Origin of the sequence: Serratia sp. P2ACOL2 (genome assembly GCF_003691565.1) — a bacterium.
In the GTDB taxonomy this organism is placed as follows: Bacteria; Pseudomonadota; Gammaproteobacteria; order Enterobacterales; family Enterobacteriaceae; genus Serratia; species Serratia liquefaciens.
The window spans coordinates 4,852,472-4,873,592 of the sequence record NZ_CP033162.1; the positions used below are offsets into that span (position 1 = coordinate 4,852,472).

Annotated in this window: 16 protein-coding genes; 7 read left to right on the top strand and 9 right to left on the bottom strand. The window is 54.9% G+C overall.

What is annotated here, in order from left to right:
* Window positions 1–22 precede the first annotated feature (22 nt).
* Window positions 23–514 (bottom strand): transcription termination/antitermination NusG family protein, encoded by a 492-nt coding sequence (locus EBA31_RS23305; protein ID WP_122080325.1) that lies wholly within the window; start codon window positions 512–514, stop codon window positions 23–25.
* A gap of 952 nt (window positions 515–1,466) precedes the next feature.
* Between EBA31_RS23305 and lpxP the strand changes: the two genes are divergently transcribed.
* The 3 genes from lpxP (at window position 1,467) to EBA31_RS23320 (ending at window position 8,013) form a co-directional block, all read left to right on the top strand.
* Window positions 1,467–2,387: a kdo(2)-lipid IV(A) palmitoleoyltransferase gene (lpxP, locus tag EBA31_RS23310; protein WP_122080326.1), complete on the top strand. Its 921-nt coding sequence runs from the start codon at window positions 1,467–1,469 to the stop codon at window positions 2,385–2,387.
* 273 nt (window positions 2,388–2,660) lie between these two features.
* Window positions 2,661–3,356, top strand: coding sequence for a CTP synthase (locus tag EBA31_RS23315; RefSeq protein WP_122080684.1), 696 nt, complete (start codon window positions 2,661–2,663; stop codon window positions 3,354–3,356).
* A 712-nt stretch (window positions 3,357–4,068) separates the two neighbouring features.
* On the top strand, window positions 4,069–8,013 hold the full coding sequence (locus EBA31_RS23320) for a non-ribosomal peptide synthetase (RefSeq protein ID WP_122080327.1): 3,945 nt from the start codon (window positions 4,069–4,071) through the stop codon (window positions 8,011–8,013).
* A gap of 33 nt (window positions 8,014–8,046) precedes the next feature.
* Here EBA31_RS23320 and EBA31_RS23325 read toward each other — a convergent pair whose 3' ends face one another.
* Window positions 8,047–8,736 (bottom strand): LrgB family protein, encoded by a 690-nt coding sequence (locus tag EBA31_RS23325; RefSeq protein ID WP_122080328.1) that lies wholly within the window; start codon window positions 8,734–8,736, stop codon window positions 8,047–8,049.
* Complete coding sequence (locus EBA31_RS23330; RefSeq protein WP_122080329.1) at window positions 8,729–9,151, bottom strand: CidA/LrgA family protein; 423 nt, start codon at window positions 9,149–9,151, stop codon at window positions 8,729–8,731. The genes EBA31_RS23325 and EBA31_RS23330 overlap by 8 nt, the downstream gene beginning before the upstream one ends.
* A gap of 138 nt (window positions 9,152–9,289) precedes the next feature.
* Here EBA31_RS23330 and EBA31_RS23335 point away from each other — a divergent pair, with 138 nt between their 5' ends.
* On the top strand, window positions 9,290–10,192 hold the full coding sequence (locus EBA31_RS23335; RefSeq protein ID WP_020837142.1) for a LysR family transcriptional regulator: 903 nt from the start codon (window positions 9,290–9,292) through the stop codon (window positions 10,190–10,192).
* Between the two features lie 175 nt (window positions 10,193–10,367).
* Here EBA31_RS23335 and EBA31_RS23340 read toward each other — a convergent pair whose 3' ends face one another.
* The 4 genes from EBA31_RS23340 to EBA31_RS23355 form a co-directional block, all read right to left on the bottom strand.
* A complete protein-coding gene (locus EBA31_RS23340; protein ID WP_020837143.1) occupies window positions 10,368–12,017 on the bottom strand; it encodes a Na+/H+ antiporter in 1,650 nt (549 codons plus the stop codon).
* 185 nt (window positions 12,018–12,202) lie between these two features.
* The gene (locus EBA31_RS23345; RefSeq protein WP_020837144.1) at window positions 12,203–13,564 is read right to left on the bottom strand and encodes an NCS2 family permease; all 1,362 of its coding nucleotides are present in this window, start codon (window positions 13,562–13,564) and stop codon (window positions 12,203–12,205) included.
* A 336-nt stretch (window positions 13,565–13,900) separates the two neighbouring features.
* Window positions 13,901–14,308: a VOC family protein gene (locus tag EBA31_RS23350; protein ID WP_020837145.1), complete on the bottom strand. Its 408-nt coding sequence runs from the start codon at window positions 14,306–14,308 to the stop codon at window positions 13,901–13,903.
* A gap of 47 nt (window positions 14,309–14,355) precedes the next feature.
* Window positions 14,356–15,024, bottom strand: a complete 669-nt coding sequence (locus EBA31_RS23355) for a glutathione S-transferase family protein (RefSeq protein ID WP_020837146.1) — start codon at window positions 15,022–15,024, stop codon at window positions 14,356–14,358.
* 231 nt (window positions 15,025–15,255) lie between these two features.
* Here EBA31_RS23355 and EBA31_RS23360 point away from each other — a divergent pair, with 231 nt between their 5' ends.
* Window positions 15,256–15,516, top strand: coding sequence for a YdgH/BhsA/McbA-like domain containing protein (locus tag EBA31_RS23360; RefSeq protein ID WP_020837147.1), 261 nt, complete (start codon window positions 15,256–15,258; stop codon window positions 15,514–15,516).
* A 56-nt stretch (window positions 15,517–15,572) separates the two neighbouring features.
* On the opposite strand, the gene EBA31_RS23365 is transcribed toward EBA31_RS23360, so the two are convergent.
* Window positions 15,573–16,490, bottom strand: coding sequence for a LysR family transcriptional regulator (locus tag EBA31_RS23365; protein ID WP_122080330.1), 918 nt, complete (start codon window positions 16,488–16,490; stop codon window positions 15,573–15,575).
* 128 nt (window positions 16,491–16,618) lie between these two features.
* Here EBA31_RS23365 and EBA31_RS23370 point away from each other — a divergent pair, with 128 nt between their 5' ends.
* Entirely contained in the window at window positions 16,619–17,368 is a 750-nt protein-coding gene (locus EBA31_RS23370) for a 3-oxoacyl-ACP reductase family protein (RefSeq protein WP_046372533.1), read from the top strand.
* Between the two features lie 60 nt (window positions 17,369–17,428).
* On the opposite strand, the gene ssb1 is transcribed toward EBA31_RS23370, so the two are convergent.
* The gene (gene ssb1, locus EBA31_RS23375) at window positions 17,429–17,965 is read right to left on the bottom strand and encodes a single-stranded DNA-binding protein SSB1 (RefSeq protein WP_020837150.1); all 537 of its coding nucleotides are present in this window, start codon (window positions 17,963–17,965) and stop codon (window positions 17,429–17,431) included.
* A 277-nt stretch (window positions 17,966–18,242) separates the two neighbouring features.
* On the opposite strand from ssb1, the gene uvrA reads away from it, so the two are divergent.
* Complete coding sequence (gene uvrA / locus EBA31_RS23380) at window positions 18,243–21,074, top strand: excinuclease ABC subunit UvrA (RefSeq protein ID WP_020837151.1); 2,832 nt, start codon at window positions 18,243–18,245, stop codon at window positions 21,072–21,074.
* Window positions 21,075–21,121: the final 47 nt, after the last annotated feature.

Sequence of the window (21,121 nt, forward strand, 5' to 3'; positions counted from 1 at the left end):
CAAGCCATGCCCATGAGGTTCATTAACCGCTTGCCAATAAAGCCGTTGGATGTTGTATTGAATAAGAGAGATATTGCAATAATGTTTGTGTTCTAACCTCTGGCTTTTCCACCTTTATTATTTTCTCTATCTCTTTCAACATGCCAGGAGAAACATTTTTACATTCTATATAGCTTAATCTTTCATCCTTATTCTCTAATCGAAAAGAAAGACGTCTGATAGCATCAATAATATTTTGGGGGACGGTGCAAATTTCTCTTCCAAGACGAACAAACCCCTGCACGCTACTTTGCTTAGCAATTAAAGTGGTATGGGTGATCTCTGGTGAGAATCGCACAAATAAATAACCGGGGAACAATGGAGTGGTGTGAGTTCTAAACGAATTTTTCCGATCGGCACGTAATGTTAACCTGGTTTTCATTGGCATATAACATTCAACACCAATACGTTCTATTTCATCAATAACCTTCGCATGTAATCTGGAACGATAGCAAATGAGATACCATGAGTACATTTCTGCCCCTTATTCATTTCATTGCTTGTGATGGAAAACCAATCCATTGCTTATCAGGCGAATGGAAATAGCCATCCGCAGCCATTGTTCTTAGGAACAAAGCTGAATCAGCACATTAGTTTTCATTGATCAGATGGCTATTTTCGCCAGGAAATAATCCCCAGGCGTTATCAGGAGTTTGGATAGGGTATTTATCGAGATTGGGTCTAGTCAGAGTACGAGTTGGCGTTTTACCAATGCAGTAGCAGTGAGCGATCCCACTGAGTTTTTGAAAATTTCATTTTGACCACCAGCACTACGCCAAAAACAATATTCCCTCTTGAGATAAAAATCCAGTGCAAGAATCCACAGACGCAATTTTACTGGCTGAGAATTTTAAATGGGCATTAAAATAAAATGAAATGTATCACCCTGTATCAAAAAGTTTCCCTCTGATTTTATTTTAATAAAAAAAACAATAAAAACAAAATTTTGAGAAAAGATGACCATTAAAAATCAATAGTACTAACACCTTCTGTTGCAGGGGAAAAAATCCACAAACGCATAATGCAAATGAACTGACTTCGCCATGATATAAAACAAAGATCAAACTTTATATCCCACCGTATTTCCGCGCATTTACATGCTTATTTTTTGATCTTCTCTCGCATGTTTTGCACAAAAGCAAACCAACGAAAATGCGTCGTTCTCTTCCCATGGGAATCGGAATATTCGGATCCTCCCCCTGATGTTGTGTGGTAAAATGCCCCGTCTTGGACCGCCTTCGCTGGCCTACAGCCCTCCTCCCGAAGCCTGATAGCAGCGCGAACCGCCCTTCGAGTGTAAAGATTTAGTCAATTATGGAATCTGGCTAAACCATAGTGGTATCTGGGTGTCTGAGTGGTTGTATCGCAATTGAGTGGATCTTTATGCGTTACAGGTTGCTGCCCCCTTAACGCATAAATGAGTTCATATGAAGCGTCCGCAAAAATTCAAATCGGCCCTGCTGCATCCGCGCTACTGGTTTACCTGGTTCGGCCTGGCCTGCTTATTCCTGTTGGTCCAACTCCCCTACCCGGTGCTGCACAAGCTCGGCGTGTGGATGGGCCGCACCTCGATGCGCTTTCTGAAGCGCCGCGTTTCCATCACCCGCCGCAACCTGGAACTGTGCTTCCCGGATATGGACGAGGCTCAGCGCGAGCGTAAAGTGGTCGGCAACTTCGAATCCCTCGGCATGGGCCTGCTGGAAACCGGCATGGCCTGGTTCTGGTCAGATAAGCGCGTCAAACGTTGGTTCAACGTTTCCGGCATCAACCACCTGAAAATGGCGCAGCAGAACCAGCGCGGTGTGTTGGTGATTGGCGTGCACTTTATGTCGCTGGAGTTGGGTGGCCGTGCCATGGGCCTGTGTCAGCCAATGATGGCGATGTACCGCCCACACAACAATAAAGCGATGGAATGGGCGCAGACCAAAGGTCGCATGCGTTCCAACAAGGCGATGCTCGATCGCAAAGATCTGCGCGGCATGGTTCATGCCCTCAAGCGCGGCGAGGCCGTATGGTTCGCCCCGGATCAAGACTACGGCCCACGCGGTAGCGTGTTCGCTCCACTGTTCGCCGTCGATCAGGCCGCGACCACCAGCGGTACCTTTATGCTGGCGCGCATGGCCAAGCCGGCGCTGGTGCCGGTGGTTCTGATCCGCCGCGAAAAAGGTCGGGGTTATGACCTGCTGATCCAACCGGCGCTGGAAAATTATCCTATCGGCGATGAGATTGCCGCGGCGGCTTACATGAATAAAGTGGTGGAAAAAGAGATCATGCGCGCACCTGAGCAATACATGTGGCTGCATCGTCGCTTTAAAACCCGGCCGGTCGGGGCTCCGTCATTGTACTGAGCCCAAAAACCATATTTATCAGCCCGGCCAATGCCGGGCTTAGTTTAGTGGCAAACACCCGAAAAATGGGATTTTCGGATGTTTGGGGGAAACCGAAGGCATAATCCTTTGTTTTTAACCGAATCATCATCATGATTTTAGTCACACAGAATTCCCTCCACAGTCTGAGCCCGGCCAATGCCGGGCTTTTTTGTGCGCCGGATTTAAAAAATTGCGGATGAGCGCCGATCTTTGCTGTAACCTCCTTTTTTACCCGCACAGGAAAAGGAAATGATGAAAGCTCAAGTCCGTATCGCTCTGGTCGGTGACTACCAACCTCAGGCCATTTCTCACCAGGCCATCCCCATTGCTCTCCAGCTCACCGCCTCCCATCTTAACGTCGACATTCAATCCCACTGGCTGCCCACAGAAACCATTACCGACACGTCGGTTCTGCAGGACTACGATGCCATCTGGGTGGTACCCGGCAGCCCGTATAATCATGACGATGGTGCCTTTATGGCTATCCGCCATGCGCGCGAGCAAAACGTTCCCTTCCTGGGCTCTTGCGGTGGTTTCCAATATGCGATCGTAGAGTACGCCCGTAACGTGATGGGCTGGCACGATGCCGGGCATGCGGAAACCGACAGCGGGGGTCGGTTGGTAATAGCTCCCCTGAGCTGTTCGCTGGTTGAAAAAAGCGGGGTCATTATTTTCCAATCCAATACGCTGGCAGCCCGTGTCTACGGCAAGCTGGAAACGCACGAAGGCTACCACTGCAACTTTGGCGTCAACCCGGAGTTTGTCGCCGATCTGCAACGGCACCCGCTGATAATCAGCGGCCACGACAGTGAAGGTGACGTTCGCTCGGTAGAACTACCGGGACACCGTTTTTACGCTGCCACGCTGTTTCAGTCCGAACGTGCGGCATTGCGAAACGAGCTTTCGCCACTGGTGGTGGAACTGATCAGGACCACGGCAACGGCCTGATAGCCCCTGGGAGGGTCATGGCATAATGGCCCTCCTTGCCTTAATTCCAAACAGGGCCAGGAAAATAAGATAGCGTAAGCTGGTTTGTGATAAAGAAACTTAATTCATTCCAAATTAATTGTTCCGTCATGCGCATGCCATATTTTCACACGCCGACCCGACAATAATCTGATAATGCTCTTATTTATTACTAAATAATATATCATTAGAAACCCTGCAGTTTGATGCAAAAATTGTACTCGCGGAGAACCTGGCGATAAATCTGAAGTAGCAAGAATAGCAATAAACTATTGTCATTTTTGATAGGAGATCAGAAGTAAATTAAGCCATCATTACAACGACAACATCCCCGCCTAAATTTTTCAGAAAAAGAACGCCGACAACACAACAAAAACAAACCAATTAAAATCAACATATTACACATAAAAAAACCATCAAGACCTCAGGAAACCCCTTGATAACCCCACTTATTTTTTCTCGTCAAACAATTGAAAATAGCTATTTATATCGTTACTAACGATACACGACGAAATCAATTAAACACAAAACAATTCAATCACAAACAAATCCAATTTAAATTATTCAAACAAACAATTTAAAATAGTTAATGTGAAATTGGGCGAATTTACCATCACCTCTTATAATGTTCGAGTACTTACCGACTACGCACCTATTTAAGTCGACTCTTTCCTATTTTTATGGAGGTGGTTCCGTGTCCGCTTATTCTCTCACGACGGTACAACAGGCCGTATGGCTCGACCAGACATTAAATCCTGATATTCCTCTCTATAATGTGGGGTGTTTATGGCGAGTGGAGCGGGAGATCTCTTTCCCTCTGTTTAAAGAAGCCATCCAACAGGTTCAGCAACGACATGATGCATTGCAAACCACCCTGAAGGAAACACCGCAAGGCATCATTCAGCAACCTCTTTCTCAAAGATCCATTGAACTTCACTACACCGACTTTTCGCAGCAAGAAGATGCCGCCAGCCTGGCGCAGAACCATCTGCGTGACATGTTTATCCAACCTTATCAACTCTATGAAGACCTGCTCTGGCGCTGCCATTTAACCAAAATCGATGATTCGACTACGCTATGGTTATTGGCCTCGCACCATCTGATTGCCGATGGCACCTCGATCTCTTTATTAAGCCGTATGATCATGGATCGCTATAAGCAATTAAAAGCTGGGGATAAAAGTGAGGCCAGCAAGTCACACTACGGGGATTTCGTCGTTAGCGATCAGGCTTATCTCCAATCATTACGTTATCAACGCGACCGTGACTGGTGGCTGGAACGTTTTGCAACGGCACCATCTTCTGTGCTGGAGCGGCGACCACATTACTCAGAGCAGCAAGCCTATCCCAGCAGCCAAATCATCAAGCGTTTACCGCGTGAACGTTTCCTGCGGTTGGAGCAATATGCAGCTCAGCACGGCGGTTCGGCCATGCATTTTATGGTGGCTCTGTTGGCAAATTGGTTCGCCCGAATTTGGCAGATGGATAATGTCACCCTGGGCGTCCCGGTGCATAACCGCAGCACTCAGGATCATAAACAAACGCTGGGCATGTTCTCCTCCATGATCCCACTCAATATCGACGTGGATCTGCAGCAGCCCTTTCACCACCTGCTGCGACAAGTGGGCAGCGAGCTGCGCAGATGCTATCGCCACCAGCGCTTTCCCATTGCCGAACTGAACCGTCAGTTGAACCTGCATCAACAGGGAAGACGCCAGCTGTTTGATATCAGCTTTTCGCTTGAGGCCTTCCCAACCGATATCGAGCTGGAGGGAAGCCAGTTCAAGGTAGAAAACATCCATCATGGCTATGAACAGCTGCCATTGGGTATCTATCTGCGCCATTACCACCCGAGTGACGATCCGCTGCTGGAGTTCAACCTCAACCAAGCCTGGTTTAGCGATAAAGACGGTGAACGTATCGCCAGCCGCATCCTGCAAATGCTCGATAGCCTGTTAGAAGGCGATCCTGACCTGCCCCTGGGTCAATTGCCGCTGTTACTGCCCGTTGAACGGCAACAGATTTTTGGCGAATGGAATCATACGCAGCAATCCTGGGCCATGCCGCAGGGCATTCATCAATTTTTAGAGCAACAGGTTCTGCGCACGCCTAACGCCCCGGCACTGTGCTATGAGCAACAACAGGTAAGCTATCTGCAGTTGAATCAGCAGGCGAACCAGTTTGCCGGATTCTTGCGTCAGCAAGGGATACAGCCGGACGATCGCATCGCGGTTTGCGTCAACCGCAGCCCGGAGATGGTGATGGCGCTGTATGCCATTTTAAAATCGGGGGCCGCCTATGTGCCAATCGATCCTGACTACCCGCAGGATCGCTTGCGCCATATGCTGCAGGATTGCGGCGCGAAATTCGTGCTGATTGACGAGGCCGGTGAGCAGGCGCTGCATTCGATCCATGACGTCGTTATTCCGCGTCTGCACCTGCAGCATGATAGTCATCGCTGGCAACAGGGAGCCACGGAAAACCTTGCCCCTTTGGCATCCGATCCGCAACGCAGCCTGGCTTATGTGATTTATACCTCAGGCTCGACAGGAAAACCCAAGGGCGTGATGAATGAACATCGGGGCGTGATCAACCGCCTGCTTTGGACACAGCAAGCCTATCCTCTGACGCATGACGACGTGATACTGCAAAAAACGCCGTTCAGTTTCGACGTTTCAGTTTGGGAATTCTTCTGGCCGCTGATGGTGGGTGCGCAACTGGTCATTGCCAAACCCGGCGGCCATCAGGACCCCGACTATCTGAGCGCCTGCATCGCACAAAACCGCGTCACCACGCTGCATTTTGTCCCTTCGATGCTGCAATTATTCCTGCGGCATGGCGAAATGACACAGTGCGCGTCCCTGCGTCGCATACTCTGCAGCGGCGAAGCCTTGCCCCTGGCGACAGTGCAACGCTGCCTGCAACAGTTGCCTCAGGCGCAATTGTACAACCTCTACGGACCGACGGAGGCCGCAGTAGATGTTTCGAGTTGGCAATGTCTGCCCAATGACGAACGGCCGTTGGTGCCGATCGGCAAACCCATAGCCAATACGCAGCTCCATATTCTGGACCATCAGCTACAGCCGCTGCCACCCGGCGTCGCCGGCGAACTCCATATCGGCGGTATCCAGGTCGCCCGCGGTTACCTTAATCGCCCGGAATTGAACGCCGAGCGTTTTATTGCCGACCCCTTTAGCCCCGAGTCCGATGCACGTTTGTATAAAACCGGCGATCTCGCCCGCTGGCTGCCGGATGGCAACATTGAGTACCTTGGCAGAAATGATTTCCAGGTCAAGATCCATGGGGTACGTATTGAATTGGGTGAAATCGAACAGCAACTGCGGCAGTGCACAGGCGTGGAAGATGTTGCAATACTGGCAAAGGAAGACGGACAGGGCGGAAAACGGCTGATAGCCTACGTGGTGGCACCGGACGAGAATGTCCATTCGACACAGTGGCGTCAGCAGTTGCAACAGCAGTTACCCGATTTTATGGTGCCCTCCAGCTTTGTCAGGCTGAAAGCATTACCCCTCTCGCCTAATGGGAAGCTGGATCGCAAAGCCCTGCCTGCCCCCGCACCGGTTACGCAAGTTTCACTGCGCTATGAAGCGCCCCAAACTGCGTTGGAAAAACAGCTTGCCGAACTCTGGTCCGAACTGCTGGGCGTTGCGCAAATTGGCCTGGACGATGATTTCTTTGAGCTCGGCGGCCACTCGCTGCATGCCATTCAACTGCTGGTCAAACTGAAACGCCGTGGCTACCCGGTGGTGATAAAAACGCTGTTCGCTCATCCGTCGTTACGCGCCCAAGCGCAAGCACTGGCCAGCGAGAAGGACTCTGACATTGATGCACCGATTACGGCAGCACCGCTACAACAGCTGTTGGCGCGACTGAACCAAACCAGCCTGGCCTTCAAGCAGGTACTGCGGCTTAACCGCACCCAGGCCGCCAACGATATCTGGATGGTTCATCCTGCGGTCACCGGCTGCGATATTTACCACGATCTGGCCAGTTCGCTGGAGGGTGAGTTTAACGCCTTTGGCATTAACAATTACAACCTGTTTATGCCAACGCCCATCACGTCATTACGCGAATTGGCATCATATTATCTCGGCCATATGAAACTGGCTCCCAGCCGACCCGTGCGCCTTTTGGGGTGGTCGCTAGGGGGGCTGATTGCGCTTGAAATGGCGGCGCAGCTTGAAAGCCGCGGCTTTAGTGACGTGCAGGTCTTCCTGCTGGATACCTTCTACCAAACCGCCTTCCAGCTCCGCAGCGAACCGGGCCTGCTGGCGGCCATGCTGGCGATGCTGGGCATTGATGGCGAGGTCGCCGCCAGAGCGCTACGGGCGGAGCCTACGGAGTTATCTTTGAATAAGGAAAGGCTCAGTGCGCCATTGAGGCACGCACGGATCACGCTATTCAAAGCCACGGAAGACGTGAATTTGAGTATGAGCGACCAAGGGGATGGGCGCGAGCTGCTGGCGATTGCCGACAACGGGCTGTCATCCATCAGCCCGTCTTTGCAGATACAGCCTCTGGCTTGTAACCACCACTCTATTATTTTCAGCCATGAGGAAATCGGTCGTGTTCTGCGCGAGTCTACGCGAGCGCCCGCCGCATCGACCGGTATCCGTTAACGTTCCCCCGCCTGCGGCGCTTGTGCCGCAGGCTCACCACATCAGTTTCCCTATCAGTGGGGCGGCAATCACCGTGATAATCCCCGCCAGCATCATCACCAGGCTGGAGACGACGCCTTCTTCCTGCCCCATCTCATAGGCTTTCGCGGTACCGGCGCCGTGCGACGAAGCCCCCAGCCCGGCCCCTTTCGCCAGACTGCTGCGCACTGACAGCCGCAGAAACAGGATGTCCCCCACCGCCATACCGAATACTCCGGTGATCACCACGAACAGCGCCACCAGATCCGGCTGGCCGCCCATCTGTTTGGCGGCCTCCAGTGCAAACGGCGTGGTGATGGATCGCACCGCCAAGCTGCGTTGCACTTCTTCCGGCAAGGTCAGCAGGCGAGCCAGCCACACCGAGCTGTAAACCGCCACCAACACCGCCGTTAGCACCCCGGCGCTGAGCGATAACCAATGGCGACGAATGATATGCAGATTTTCGTAGACCGGCACCGCGAAGGCGATGGTCGCCGGCCCCAATAGCCATAGCAGCCAGTGCGTTTCACCGATGTAGTCCTGGTAGGAAATATGGGTCACCACCAGCAGCAGCACCAGGATCATCGGCGTCAACACCAATGGCATCAACAACAAGGTACGACGGCGTCGGTAGAGTTTTTTATTGGCGAAGTACAACACCAGGGTTGCCAGAAAGCAGGCGAGGCTAAGGATAAAATCATTCATCGCGTTGTTTACGCCGTTGCAGCCAGACTTCCAGTCTATAGACGCGATCGACCATCAATCCGGTCGCGCCCAGCGTTAGCATGGTGCTGATGGCAATCACCAGGAAAATTTTCCAGCCCTCCACCATTAACAGCTGGGCATAGTTCACCACGGCCACCACCGCTGGAACAAAGAACAGCAGCATCTCGGCCAGCAACCAGCGCGAACCGGCCTTGACCCAGTTCAGCGGCAGAATGCGCAACAGGATCAGCGCCAACAACATCAACATGCCAACAATGTTGGCGGGCAGCGGCAGATGGAACTGCTGCACCAATCGGTCGGCAATCAAAAATAACACTGCATATAAAGCAACCTGGATCGGCACCTGCAGCCGGTTCAACAAAGAGGGAGCTGCGTGGCGGAACGCCAATAACATGGGGGAAGGCCTTAAACAAAAAATTCACGGTTTACAGTATACGCAGCCAGGAAACCTCGCCTGAAATGAATTAAAATTATCGACATCATGCCATCAGGGAATAGTTTCCCGACGGTACTTCCCCCAGGAGAATCCAACGTGGATGTCCGCACCCTGCGCTACTTCGTGGAAGTGGTGCGCCAGCAAAGCTTTACCCGCGCGGCGGAGAAACTGTTCGTCACCCAACCGACCATCAGCAAGATGCTGCGCCATTTGGAAGAAGAACTGGAATGCACGCTGCTGATCCGCGAAGGCCGCAAACTGCACCTGACCGACAGCGGGCAAGCGGTATACCAGCGCGGGCTGGCGATCATTGATGAGTTCCGCCAATTGGAGGCGGAGCTGGAAGACATCAGTTCGGTTAAAAAAGGCGTGCTGCGGCTGGGTATTCCCCCCATGGTCGGCCGGCAGATTGCCGATCTGATCCGTCAATTCCGCCAAACCTACCCTGGCATCGAACTGAAAATCTCCGAGCTGGGTGGGCTGTCGGTGGAGCAGGCGGTGATGTCCGGCGAGCTGGATCTGGCGATGACCATACTGCCGGTCGATTCGGATCAACCACTGACCTTCCTGCCGTTACTCGTCCACCCCATGTGCGTGGTTGCGCCGCGTACGCCACACTGGCTTAATCGCACCAGCATCAATATCACCGAGTTGGCTAACTGGCCGATCCTGCTTTATAACGAGGACTTCGCGCTGTACAAAATGCTGATGAAAGCGTTCCGTCAGGCCGGGTTTGAGCCACAGATTGCGGTGCGCAGCGGACAGTGGGATTTTTTGGCTTCGATGGTACAGGCCGGGGTCGGCATCGCCACCCTGCCGGAGCCGGTCTGCCAATGGCTGGATAAGGAAAACCTGATCTGGCTGCCGCTGGAACCCCGTATGGAATGGAAAGTCGGGTTGATCTGGCGGCAGGGCAGCTACCTGTCGCACAGTGCACAGGCCTGGATAGCCTGCTGCCGCGACTACTGGCCCGCAGCCAGTACCAGTCACCACAAATAACAAGGGCCGCATATGCGGCCCCAGACTGCTGATAATTCCTTTGTACTTAAAAGTCATGGATTGCGTGCTGATAAAAACAAAGGATGATGTCTTCTGTTTTACCCCAAACACCCGAAAACCACGCTTTTCGGGTGTTTTTCATCAAATCAGGGCCGCATATGCGGCCCCGTGAGTATTATCCTTCTCGCTCTATCAACAGCGCTTCCAGCAGGTCGAGATCGTGCAACAGCTTTTGCAGCGTCTCGTTGCTGATTTTTTGCGTAGCGCGCAGGTGATATAGCTCACCGCGCTCAGCGCGTAGCGCCGTCAGGCGGAAACGACGCTCGAGGTTTTCCAGCATCAGCGCATTCTCGATATCGTCTTTGGTGGTGATACGGCGCCGCAGCGTCCCCACCACTCGCGAACTGATCTCTTTCAGCACCTGCGGATCGAGGTTTTCCTCGGTATCAACCGCCAACCGCTCTTCCATTTTGTTGATGCTTTCGATCGCCACTTCAGCCGCCATGGCGATTGCCATCCGCTCTTCGCTTTTGCTGACGCTCTTATCCGCCACCTGAACGCCGCGCAGCAACAGCGGCAGCGCCAGTACGCCGGCAATCAATGAAAGCAGGATCACCCCAGCGGCGATAAACACCAGTTGGTAACGCGCCGGGAAGGCGGTGCCGTCACTCAGCAACAGCGGGATTGATAGCACACCGGCCAGCGTAATCGCCCCGCGTACCCCGGCAAACGACGCTACCCACAGTTCGCGGGTGGTGTAATCGCCGAACTGCAACGGCCGTTTTTTCATAAAGCGACGGCTGGCGTTTTTCATCAGCCACAGCCAGGTAAAACGCAATACCAGCAGCGCCGCGTAGATAATCGCCACGTCGGCAAACAGGTACCAGGTCTGAATGGTCGGATCCAGCTCCGCCTGCAGGATGGAGGTTTCAAGGATCCCCGGCAGTTGCAGGCCCAACATGATGAACACCATGCCGTTGAACACAAACTCCAGCATCGCCCAGACGCTGTTGGCGCGCAGGCGCATCGCCAGCGGCGCGTTGCGGATCACGCCGGACTGGCTGATGGTCATCCCCGCTGCCACCGCCGCCAGGATGCCGGACACGCCAATGTGTTCGGCAATCAGGTAAGAAGCAAAAGGTAACAGCAGCAGGAAGACTATCTGCGTCGCCGGGTCATCGCCGCTCCAGCGGCTCATGATCCGCAAAGATTTACTGTAGAGCCAGGTGACCGCTACGCCGGCCAGCAGGCCGCCGATCGCCACCTTGAGGAATTCGAGCGTCGCGCCGCCCACGGTAAACACCATGGTGCCCATCGCCACCGCGATAGCGAATTTGAGTGAGACCAGGCCGGACGCATCGTTCATCAGCGCCTCGCCTTCCAGCACGCCCATGATCGGCTTCGGAATACGCCCTTTACCGACGATACCGGACAGCGCCACGGCATCCGTTGGCGACAGCACCGCCGCCAGCGCAAACGCCGCCACCAGAGGAATGCCCGGCACCATGGCGTAAATCAGATAACCGACGCCGACCACGGTGATCAGCACCAATACCAGCGCCAGGCCAAGAATTTCACGACCGTGGTGCAAAAACTCCCGCGTCGGGGTTTTCCAGCCATCGGCAAACAGCAGCGGCGGGATAAACAGCACCAGGAACAGTTCAGGGTCAAAGTCGACGTGCAACCCGAAATGCGGCCAGGCCAACAGGGCCCCGATACCGATTTGCATTAACGGCAGCGGCACCTGGAACGGCAACATGCGCGTCACCACCCCGGACAGGGAGACCACCAGGATTAAAATGAGGATTGTAAAAAAGATTTCCATGCTTTCCTTAGACTCTTGGGTTCAGACTACATCTCTGATGTATACCCGATAGTAGATCACTTTTTTTACGGCGGTTAAAGCTTGTTGTGCCTTTCAAAATGCAGCATCGGCAGAAGGAGATTTATCTGAATAGGGTATGAGGGCAAACATCCCCCGCCAGAGCGACGGGGGAAACGACATAGCGGTTAGATTGCCCAGCCGCCGGCATAGAATGCCACCAGCGCCACGGCGATCAGCACGGTGCCGATATTCAGCCGACGCCATTCGCCGGAGAAGATGCGGCCAATCACCAATGAGCTGAAGCCCAGCATGATACCGGTGACGATATTGCAGGTCAGCACGATAAACACGGCGCACAGCAGGCCGGACATGGCATCGACAAAATCATTGAAGTCCAGCTTGGTGACGTTGCTCAGCATCAGCAGGCCAACGTACATCAGCGCCGGTGCGGTCGCGTAAACCGGCACCAGATAAGACAACGGCGACAGGAACAGGATCAGCAGGAACAGCAAACCGACTACGGTTGCTGTCAGACCGGTTTTACCGCCCGCAGCCGTGCCCGCTGCGGATTCGATATACACCGCCGCCGGGGCCGCACCGACCAGACCAGAGAAAATGCTGCTCAGGGAGTCCGAAGTCAGCGCCTTGCCGCCGTTGATGATTTGCCCGTCTTTATCCAGCAGGTTGGCCTGACCGGCCACCGCACGGATAGTACCGGTAGCGTCAAATACCGCGGTCATCACCAGCGCCAGCACGCTCGGCAAGACCACCGGCTGCAATGCGCCCATGATATCCAGGCTGAAAATCAACGAATTGCCGTTGGCATCCGCCAGGCTTGGCATCGCGAATAAGCCCTGGTATTTCACCGCCGGGTCAAACACCAACCCCACCACCGAAATAGTGATGATCACCAGCAGGATACCGCCGGGAACGCGCAGTTTTTCCAGCCCGAAAATCACCGCCAGCCCGAGCAGCGTCATCACTACCGGGAACGAAGTGAATGCGCCCAAAGCCACCGGCAGGCCGTCCAGTGGGTTTTTCACCACCAGGCCAACGCCGTTAGCGGCGATCAGCAACAGGAACAGACCAATACCGATGCCGGTACCATGAGCGACGCCCATCGGCAAATTACGCAGGATCCAGGCGCGAATACCGGTTACCGAAATAATGGTAAAAAGCACCCCCATCAGGAATACCGCCCCCAACGCCACCGGAATGCTGATGTGTTGGCCCAGCACCAGACTGAACGCCGTGAAAGCGGTCAGGGAAATCGCACAGCCGATGGCCATCGGCAAATTGGCCCATAACCCCATCAGCAACGAACCGAGCCCCGCCACCAGGCAGGTGGCGACAAACACCGCCGTAGGCGGGAAGCCGGCTTTGCCCAGCATGCTCGGTACCACGATCACCGAGTACACCATCGCCAGGAAGGTGGTTAGCCCCGCCACCACTTCCTGACGCACGGTGCTGCCGCGCGCAGAAATATTAAAATAGCCATCAAGCCCGCCTTTTGGTTTAACGGCGTTATTCGCTTGAGAATTCGACATGTTGCTGTCCCCTGTGTTTCATTGCCAGCCCGTTTAAAGAGGCTTGTTATTCCGCCCACGCATGTTCATTAGGGTAACGTTTGCTTTTCTGCCCTTTGCTCACGTCGCCAATGGGCGTCGCATCAAAGGCAAACGTTTAACTCACAGTGAATGGTGCGGGTAATTTATGGTGGTTTATTCAAGGCAAACGATTATCCAGCCTTCCATACCGTCTGATCAACCAAAGATCGCGCCAATTTATGCGGAAAAGCACTGGGATCAATCATTATCGAAAATACGGTATTTGTCTCATAGGTAAATCCGATGGGAAGGCCCCCCTTTCGGAGGGCAAAACGACTACTGAGCCTGGGCCGCCTTTTCATCCATGTACATCAGTTCCCAGATGTGTCCGTCCAGATCCTGAAAACCGTGTCCGTACATAAAGCCATAATCCTGCGGCTGATTATAGGTATTGCCGCCGGCGGCGATCGCTTTGCGCACCAGATCGTCCACCGCTGCCCGGTTAGGCTGTGACAGGCATATCAGCACTTCGGTCGCCTTTCTGGCATCGCTGATCGGGTTCGGGGTGAACATTTTGAATTTGTCGTGGGTCAACAGCATCACATAGATGCTGTCGCTCACCACCATGCAGGCGGCGGTGTCATCGGTGAACTGTGGATTAAAGCTGAAACCAAGACGAGTGAAAAACTCGATGGATACGGGCAAATCGCCCACCGGCAGGTTAACAAAAATTTGCGTAGCCATGGGCTACCTCCGACGAAGAGTGACCTCATCGAGTATAGCCCACCCGCTCATTTCAGCAGGTCATAAGGCCCGCCCTGCTCCAGCGCCCGTTGGTAGGCCGGCCGCGCATGGATACGCTGGAGATAGTCGCGTAGCTTTGGACAGCCATCCAATGCGCCACGTGCCGCCATCGCTTCCAGCGGGAAACTCATCTGGATGTCCGCCGCGCTGAATTCATTGCCGACAAACCAGGTGCTTTTGGCCAGGTGCTGTTCAAGATAGTCGCGGTGCGGAGCAATCTGTTTATCCAGATACTCCCGCTGTACGCCTTTGCCAATAGCCCCTGCCACTGGTCGTAACAGCCAGGGAATGGGCGGCTGGCCCAAGCGGCTAAACACCAGCTTCATCACCAACAGCGGCATCAGTGACCCTTCGGCATAATGTAGCCAGTAACGATACTGTTGCCGGGCATGATAGTCGGTGGGGATAAACTGCCCCTGCGCATCGTAGGCTTCCTGCAGATATTCAATAATGGCGCCGGACTCCGCCAGCGTCAGATCGCCATCGACAATCACTGGCGACTTGCCGAGCGGATGGATCTTTTTCAACTCCGCAGGCGCCAGCATGGTTTGCGGATCGCGCTGATAGCGCTGCACCTGGTACGGCACTCCCAATTCTTCCAAAAACCACAGGATGCGCTGCGACCGCGAGTTATTTAGATGGTGCACGATAATCATGGGGCTTCTCCACTCTGTTGCCATACCCGTTATATGTCGAGGCTTCTGGTTAAAGGGTAGTGGTGAATTATCCCACCCGCCAACAAGGTCATCTATCGCTCAAAATTAAATCAATAAATTTGACAGAGATACTCAAAACTCTCCGATTTTCTCTTTGGGCATGACGGCCTATTATCTAACACATCGAGAGACAACAGCCTCTCACCTAAAAAATACCCTGAGGATTGAATCATGAAAAACATCAAATTTTTTGCTACCGCTCTTCTGCTGACCACCGCTTCTTTCGCCAGCGTTGCCGCTGACCAACCTGCTAACCAGCCTGCGGCCGGTGCCCAGAAAATCGGTGTGGTGTCCGTGAGCGGCGCTTCCAACCTGAGCACGCTGGAAAATGAACTGGCCAGCAAAGCCGCTGCATCAGGCGCCAGCTCTTACCGCATCATCTCCGCCGGTGGCCAGAACAAACTGTACGGCACCGCAGAAATCTTCAACTGATCGTCAGACAGTAAACTGATGGAAGAAAGAAGCCCCGCAAGGGGCATTTCTTGTTTCTAGCGGGCATCAAATCGCGTCGCCAGCTTCTGCAGACGAAACTGCTCGGCCATGTAATCGACAAACACCCGGGTTTTGGTCGGCAGAAACTTGGTGGTCGGAAAGTACAGGTACACACTGCCGCGATCGACATACCACCCCGGCAAAACCCGCACCAGTCGGCCGCTTTCCAGATAAGGCAAGGCATTCGGCATGGCGATCAGCGCAATACCCAATCCCAGTTCTGCGGCCTGCGCTGCGGCATCCGGTTCGTTTACCATCATTTTGACTTCCATCGACGGCGCTCGCTGCTCATTCTCCGCATTGCGCAGCGGCAAATTGCGGATCCGCCCGGTTTGCGGTGAGCGGATAAAAATGCCCGCATGGTTCACCAGTTGTTCCGGCTGCCGGATGGCAGTGTTGCGCTGCAGATACGCTGCAGAAGCCACCAGGACGCCGTGGGCTGGAGCCAGTTCACGTGCAATCATGCCCTGCGCCAATTCGATACCGCCCCCCATTGCAGCATCAAAATGCTCACCAATCAGATCCACTTTGCGGTTGTCGAAATGCCAGTCGGGGACAATTGCCGGGTACCGCGCCAGAAAGTCGGGCAGCATCGGCATGACAAAATGCAGGCCGAACGCCGTCCCCATGCTGACCTTCAGCGTGCCGGCCGCCACCCCGCCGCCGCTGCTTACTCCTTTTAATGCGCACTGGATCGACAACAGGCCGCCGCTGACCTCCTGCAAAAAACGCTCGCCCTCTTCGGTCAGGATCAATTTGCGCGTATTGCGCTGGAAAAGCCTTACCCCGACGATCGTCTCCAGCTTGGTCACGTTCTTCCCGACGGCCGCAGAGCTGATGCCCAGCTTGCGCCCGGCAGCGGAAAAACTGCCGTTCTCTGCGCTGCAAACAAAACATTCCAGGTGGCCAAGCATGGTTGCTCCTGTTGATTTCAAACCCACGGTTTAAGCTGATTATAGCTCTTTGTGGCTAGTGGCGACCCGGTGTTTCCCAGATACTGATCCGGTAGATGTTTAACCTCACCCCACTCTGGAGAAGCACCATGACAACAGCACATCCTCTGCAAAACAAAGTCGCATTTATTCAGGGCGGCTCACGTGGCATTGGTGCCGCCATCGTTAAGCGCCTGGCACGTGAAGGCGCCACCGTAGCCTTCACCTACGTCGCCTCCGCCGAAAAAGCAGACGCCCTGGTGGCCGAAATCAGCGCCACCGGCGGTAAAGCGCTCGCCATCAAGGCCGACAGTGCCGATGCCGCGGCCCTGCAACAAGCGGTACGCCAGGCAGTAAACAGCCTGGGTAATCTGGACATTCTGGTGAACAACGCCGGCGTGCTTGCGATGGGCAGTACCGAAGAGCTGCCGCTGGAAGATCTGGATCGCACGCTGGCTGTCAACGTGCGCAGCGTATTTGTCGCCAGCCAGGAAGCGGCGCGCCATATGAATGACGGTGGCCGAATCATCAATATTGGCAGCACCAACGCTGAACGCATGCCCTTTGCCGGCGGCGCAGTTTATGCCATGAGCAAATCCGCGCTGGTCGGTCTGACCAAAGGCATGGCGCGCGATCTGGGCCCACGCGGCATCACCGTCAATAACGTGCAACCCGGCCCGGTCGATACCGACATGAATCCGGCCAGCGGTGATTTCGCCGAACAGTTAAAAGCCATGATGGCCATCAGCCGTTACGGCAAAGATGAGGAGATCGCCAGCTTTGTCGCTTACCTCGCCGGTCCGGAGGCGGGCTATATCACCGGCGCCAGCCTGAGCATCGACGGCGGTTTTTCGGCTTAAATGTTCTGAAAAGCAAAAAGCCCCTTTCGGGGCTTTTTTTGGGCTTAGGACAACCTGATATCAGAAAGGAATATCGTCGTCGAAGTCCATTGGCGGTTCATTGCTGCTGGCTGCCGGTGCGTTGTTCTGCGCCGGGCGCGCCTGCTGGCCACCGCTGAACTGGTTGCCGCCTTGTGGCTGCTGAGGTTGACCCCAACCGCCCTGGCCGCCGGAAGCCTGACCACCGCCTGCCGGTGCGCCACCGCCTTGACGGCCGCCCAGCATCTGCATGGTGCCGCCAACGTTAACCACAACTTCGGTGGTGTATTTTTCTACGCCGGCCTGATCGGTCCATTTGCGAGTCTGCAGCGCGCCCTCGATGTACACCTGGGAACCTTTACGCAGATATTCGCCCGCCACTTCAGCCAGCTTGCCGAACAGCACGACACGGTGCCACTCGGTCTTTTCTTTCTGCTCGCCAGTCGCCTTGTCACGCCAGCTTTCGGAGGTTGCCAGGGTAATGTTGGCCACTGCACCGCCATTCGGCATGTAACGGACTTCCGGGTCTTGGCCCAGATTCCCGACCAGAATTACTTTGTTTACGCCTCTGCTGGCCATGAGAACTCTCCTGATGATTGATTTTTACACAGTATAAACGAGTAAGTTTAACACGCTCAGCCTGAAACGACACCCGTGTTGATTACTGCGTGCTGTATTCCGGAATTGTCCTTTCGATCGACCTGTTTGCATTCATGTACTGGATATTCATTCAGGTTTTTTTGTGTCATAATTATGCGTTTCGTACTGGCTGTGCCGGTTTTTTGCGCGTTCGATCACATAATCGTGTGTAAATCACCCAGACAGGCGCGGTGTATCATCAAGACGGGAAGTGTAAATGGACAATATCGAAGTTCGTGGTGCTCGAACCCATAATCTCAAAAACATCAACCTGATTATCCCGCGTGACAAGCTGATCGTCGTCACCGGTCTGTCCGGTTCAGGCAAGTCCTCGCTGGCCTTTGATACCCTGTATGCCGAAGGGCAGCGTCGCTACGTCGAATCGCTCTCCGCCTATGCACGCCAGTTCCTTTCGCTGATGGAAAAACCGGACGTCGACCACATTGAAGGTCTGTCACCGGCAATTTCCATCGAGCAGAAATCGACCTCGCATAACCCGCGATCGACGGTCGGCACCATCACCGAGATCCACGATTACCTGCGTCTGCTGTTTGCCCGCGTCGGCGAACCGCGTTGCCCGGATCACCATGTCGAACTGGCGGCGCAGACCGTTAGCCAGATGGTGGATAACGTGCTCAGCCAGCCGGAAGGCAAACGCCTGATGCTGCTGGCCCCGGTGGTAAAAGACCGCAAGGGCGAGCACACCAAAACGCTGGAAAACCTCGCGAGCCAGGGCTATATCCGTGCGCGCATCGACGGCGAAGTGTGCGATCTTTCCGATCCCCCGAAGCTGGAGTTGCAGAAAAAGCACACCATCGAAGTGGTAGTCGATCGCTTTAAAGTGCGTGATGATCTGTCGCAGCGTCTGGCGGAATCCTTCGAGACCGCGCTGGAGCTGTCCGGCGGCACCGCCATTGTGGCTGATATGGACGACGAAAAAGCGGATGAGCTGCTGTTCTCCGCCAACTTCGCCTGCCCTATCTGCGGCTACAGCATGCGCGAACTCGAACCGCGCCTGTTTTCGTTCAACAACCCTGCCGGCGCCTGCCCAACGTGCGACGGTCTGGGCGTACAGCAGTTCTTCGATCCGGAACGCGTAGTGCAAAACCCCGAGCTTTCGCTGGCCGGCGGTGCCATTCGCGGTTGGGATCGTCGCAACTTCTACTACTTCCAGATGCTGCGTTCGCTGGCAGAGCATTACGCGTTTGACGTTGAAGCGCCTTTCAACAGCCTGGACGCCAACGTGCAGAAAGCGGTGCTCAGCGGCTCCGGTAAAGAATCGATCGAATTCAAATACATCAACGATCGCGGTGACACCACCGTGCGCCGCCATCCGTTCGAAGGCGTGCTGCACAACATGGAGCGCCGTTATAAAGAAACCGAATCCAGTGCGGTGCGCGAAGAGCTGGCGAAGTTTATCAGCAACCGTCCTTGCGCCTCGTGCCACGGCACCCGTCTGCGCGAAGAAGCGCGAAACGTGTTCGTTGAAGACACCACGCTGCCGGAAATTTCCGATCTGAGCATCGGCCATGCGATGACCTTCTTCCAGAACATGAAGCTCAGCGGCCAGCGCGCCAAGATCGCCGAAAAAGTGCTGAAAGAGATTGGCGATCGCCTGAAATTCCTGGTGAACGTCGGCCTGAACTACCTGTCGCTGTCGCGTTCGGCGGAAACCCTCTCCGGCGGTGAAGCGCAGCGTATCCGTTTGGCCAGCCAGATTGGCGCCGGCCTGGTGGGCGTGATGTACGTGCTCGATGAGCCGTCAATCGGCCTGCATCAGCGCGACAACGAACGCCTGCTGGAAACCCTGATCCATCTGCGTAACCTCGGCAATACGGTGATCGTGGTGGAACATGACGAAGACGCCATCCGCGCCGCCGACCATGTCATCGACATCGGTCCCGGTGCCGGCGTGCACGGCGGCCAGGTAGTGGCGGAAGGCACCGTCGAAGACATCATGGCGCAGCCTGAGTCATTGACCGGCCAGTTCCTCAGTGGCAAACGCGAGATTGCCATTCCGGAGCAACGCGTACCGGCGGACCCGACCAAGGTGCTGAAACTGAGCGGTGCTCGCGGTAACAACCTGAAGGACGTGACGCTGACGCTGCCGGTGGGGCTATTTACCTGCATTACCGGGGTATCCGGCTCCGGCAAATCCACGCTGATCAACGACACGCTGTTCCCGATCGCCCAGCGCCAGCTCAACGGTGCCACTATCGCCGAACCGGCGCCGTTCCGCGAAGTGACCGGTCTGGAGCACTTCGACAAGGTGATCGACATCGATCAAAGCCCGATCGGGCGCACGCCGCGTTCCAACCCGGCGACCTACACCGGCATCTTCACCCCGGTGCGTGAGCTGTTCGCCGGCGTGCCGGAATCGCGCAGCCGCGGTTACAACCCGGGCCGCTTCAGCTTTAACGTCAAGGGCGGCCGCTGCGAAGCCTGCCAGGGTGACGGTGTGATCAAGGTGGAAATGCACTTCCTGCCGGACATCTATGTGCCGTGCGACCAGTGCAAAGGCAAACGCTATAACCGCGAAACGCTGGAAGTGAAGTACAAAGGCAAAAGCATCCACGAAGTGCTGGAGATGACCATCGAAGAGGCTCGTGATTTCTTCGACGCGGTACCGGCATTGGCGCGTAAGTTGCAAACCTTGATTGAAGTCGGCCTGTCTTACATCCGTCTCGGCCAGTCGGCGACCACGCTGTCCGGCGGGGAGGCGCAGCGCGTCAAGCTGGCTCGTGAGCTGTCAAAACGCGGTACCGGTCAAACGCTGTACATCCTGGATGAGCCGACCACCGGGCTGCACTTCGCCGATATTCAGCAACTGCTGGCGGTGCTGCATCAACTGCGCGATCAGGGCAATACCATCGTGGTGATTGAGCACAACCTGGACGTGATTAAAACCGCGGACTGGATTGTCGACCTGGGGCCGGAAGGCGGCAGCGGCGGCGGTGAGATCCTGGTTGCCGGCACGCCGGAAACCGTGGCTAACTGCGAAACGTCGCACACCGCGCGCTTCCTTAAGCCGTTACTGAAGAAGAAATAATCCCCTGCCAGGCGGGCCGTTACTGTAGCGGCCCGCACGCTTACCCG

Excerpts from the sequence above, each read along its gene's own strand:
- EBA31_RS23355 (WP_020837146.1), bottom strand. The coding sequence starts at position 15,024 with ATGATTATCGTGCACCATCTAAATAACTCGCGGTCGCAGCGCATCCTG.
- EBA31_RS23340 (WP_020837143.1), bottom strand. The coding sequence starts at position 12,017 with ATGGAAATCTTTTTTACAATCCTCATTTTAATCCTGGTGGTCTCCCTG.
- EBA31_RS23315 (WP_122080684.1), top strand. The coding sequence starts at position 2,661 with ATGAAAGCTCAAGTCCGTATCGCTCTGGTCGGTGACTACCAACCTCAG.
- EBA31_RS23345 (WP_020837144.1), bottom strand. The coding sequence starts at position 13,564 with ATGTCGAATTCTCAAGCGAATAACGCCGTTAAACCAAAAGGCGGGCTT.
- EBA31_RS23365 (WP_122080330.1), bottom strand. The coding sequence starts at position 16,490 with ATGCTTGGCCACCTGGAATGTTTTGTTTGCAGCGCAGAGAACGGCAGT.
- EBA31_RS23370 (WP_046372533.1), top strand. The coding sequence starts at position 16,619 with ATGACAACAGCACATCCTCTGCAAAACAAAGTCGCATTTATTCAGGGC.
- ssb1 (WP_020837150.1), bottom strand. The coding sequence starts at position 17,965 with ATGGCCAGCAGAGGCGTAAACAAAGTAATTCTGGTCGGGAATCTGGGC.
- EBA31_RS23305 (WP_122080325.1), bottom strand. The coding sequence starts at position 514 with ATGTACTCATGGTATCTCATTTGCTATCGTTCCAGATTACATGCGAAG.
- EBA31_RS23360 (WP_020837147.1), top strand. The coding sequence starts at position 15,256 with ATGAAAAACATCAAATTTTTTGCTACCGCTCTTCTGCTGACCACCGCT.
- EBA31_RS23325 (WP_122080328.1), bottom strand. The coding sequence starts at position 8,736 with ATGAATGATTTTATCCTTAGCCTCGCCTGCTTTCTGGCAACCCTGGTG.
- uvrA (WP_020837151.1), top strand. The coding sequence starts at position 18,243 with ATGGACAATATCGAAGTTCGTGGTGCTCGAACCCATAATCTCAAAAAC.
- EBA31_RS23350 (WP_020837145.1), bottom strand. The coding sequence starts at position 14,308 with ATGGCTACGCAAATTTTTGTTAACCTGCCGGTGGGCGATTTGCCCGTA.
- lpxP (WP_122080326.1), top strand. The coding sequence starts at position 1,467 with ATGAAGCGTCCGCAAAAATTCAAATCGGCCCTGCTGCATCCGCGCTAC.
- EBA31_RS23330 (WP_122080329.1), bottom strand. The coding sequence starts at position 9,151 with ATGTTATTGGCGTTCCGCCACGCAGCTCCCTCTTTGTTGAACCGGCTG.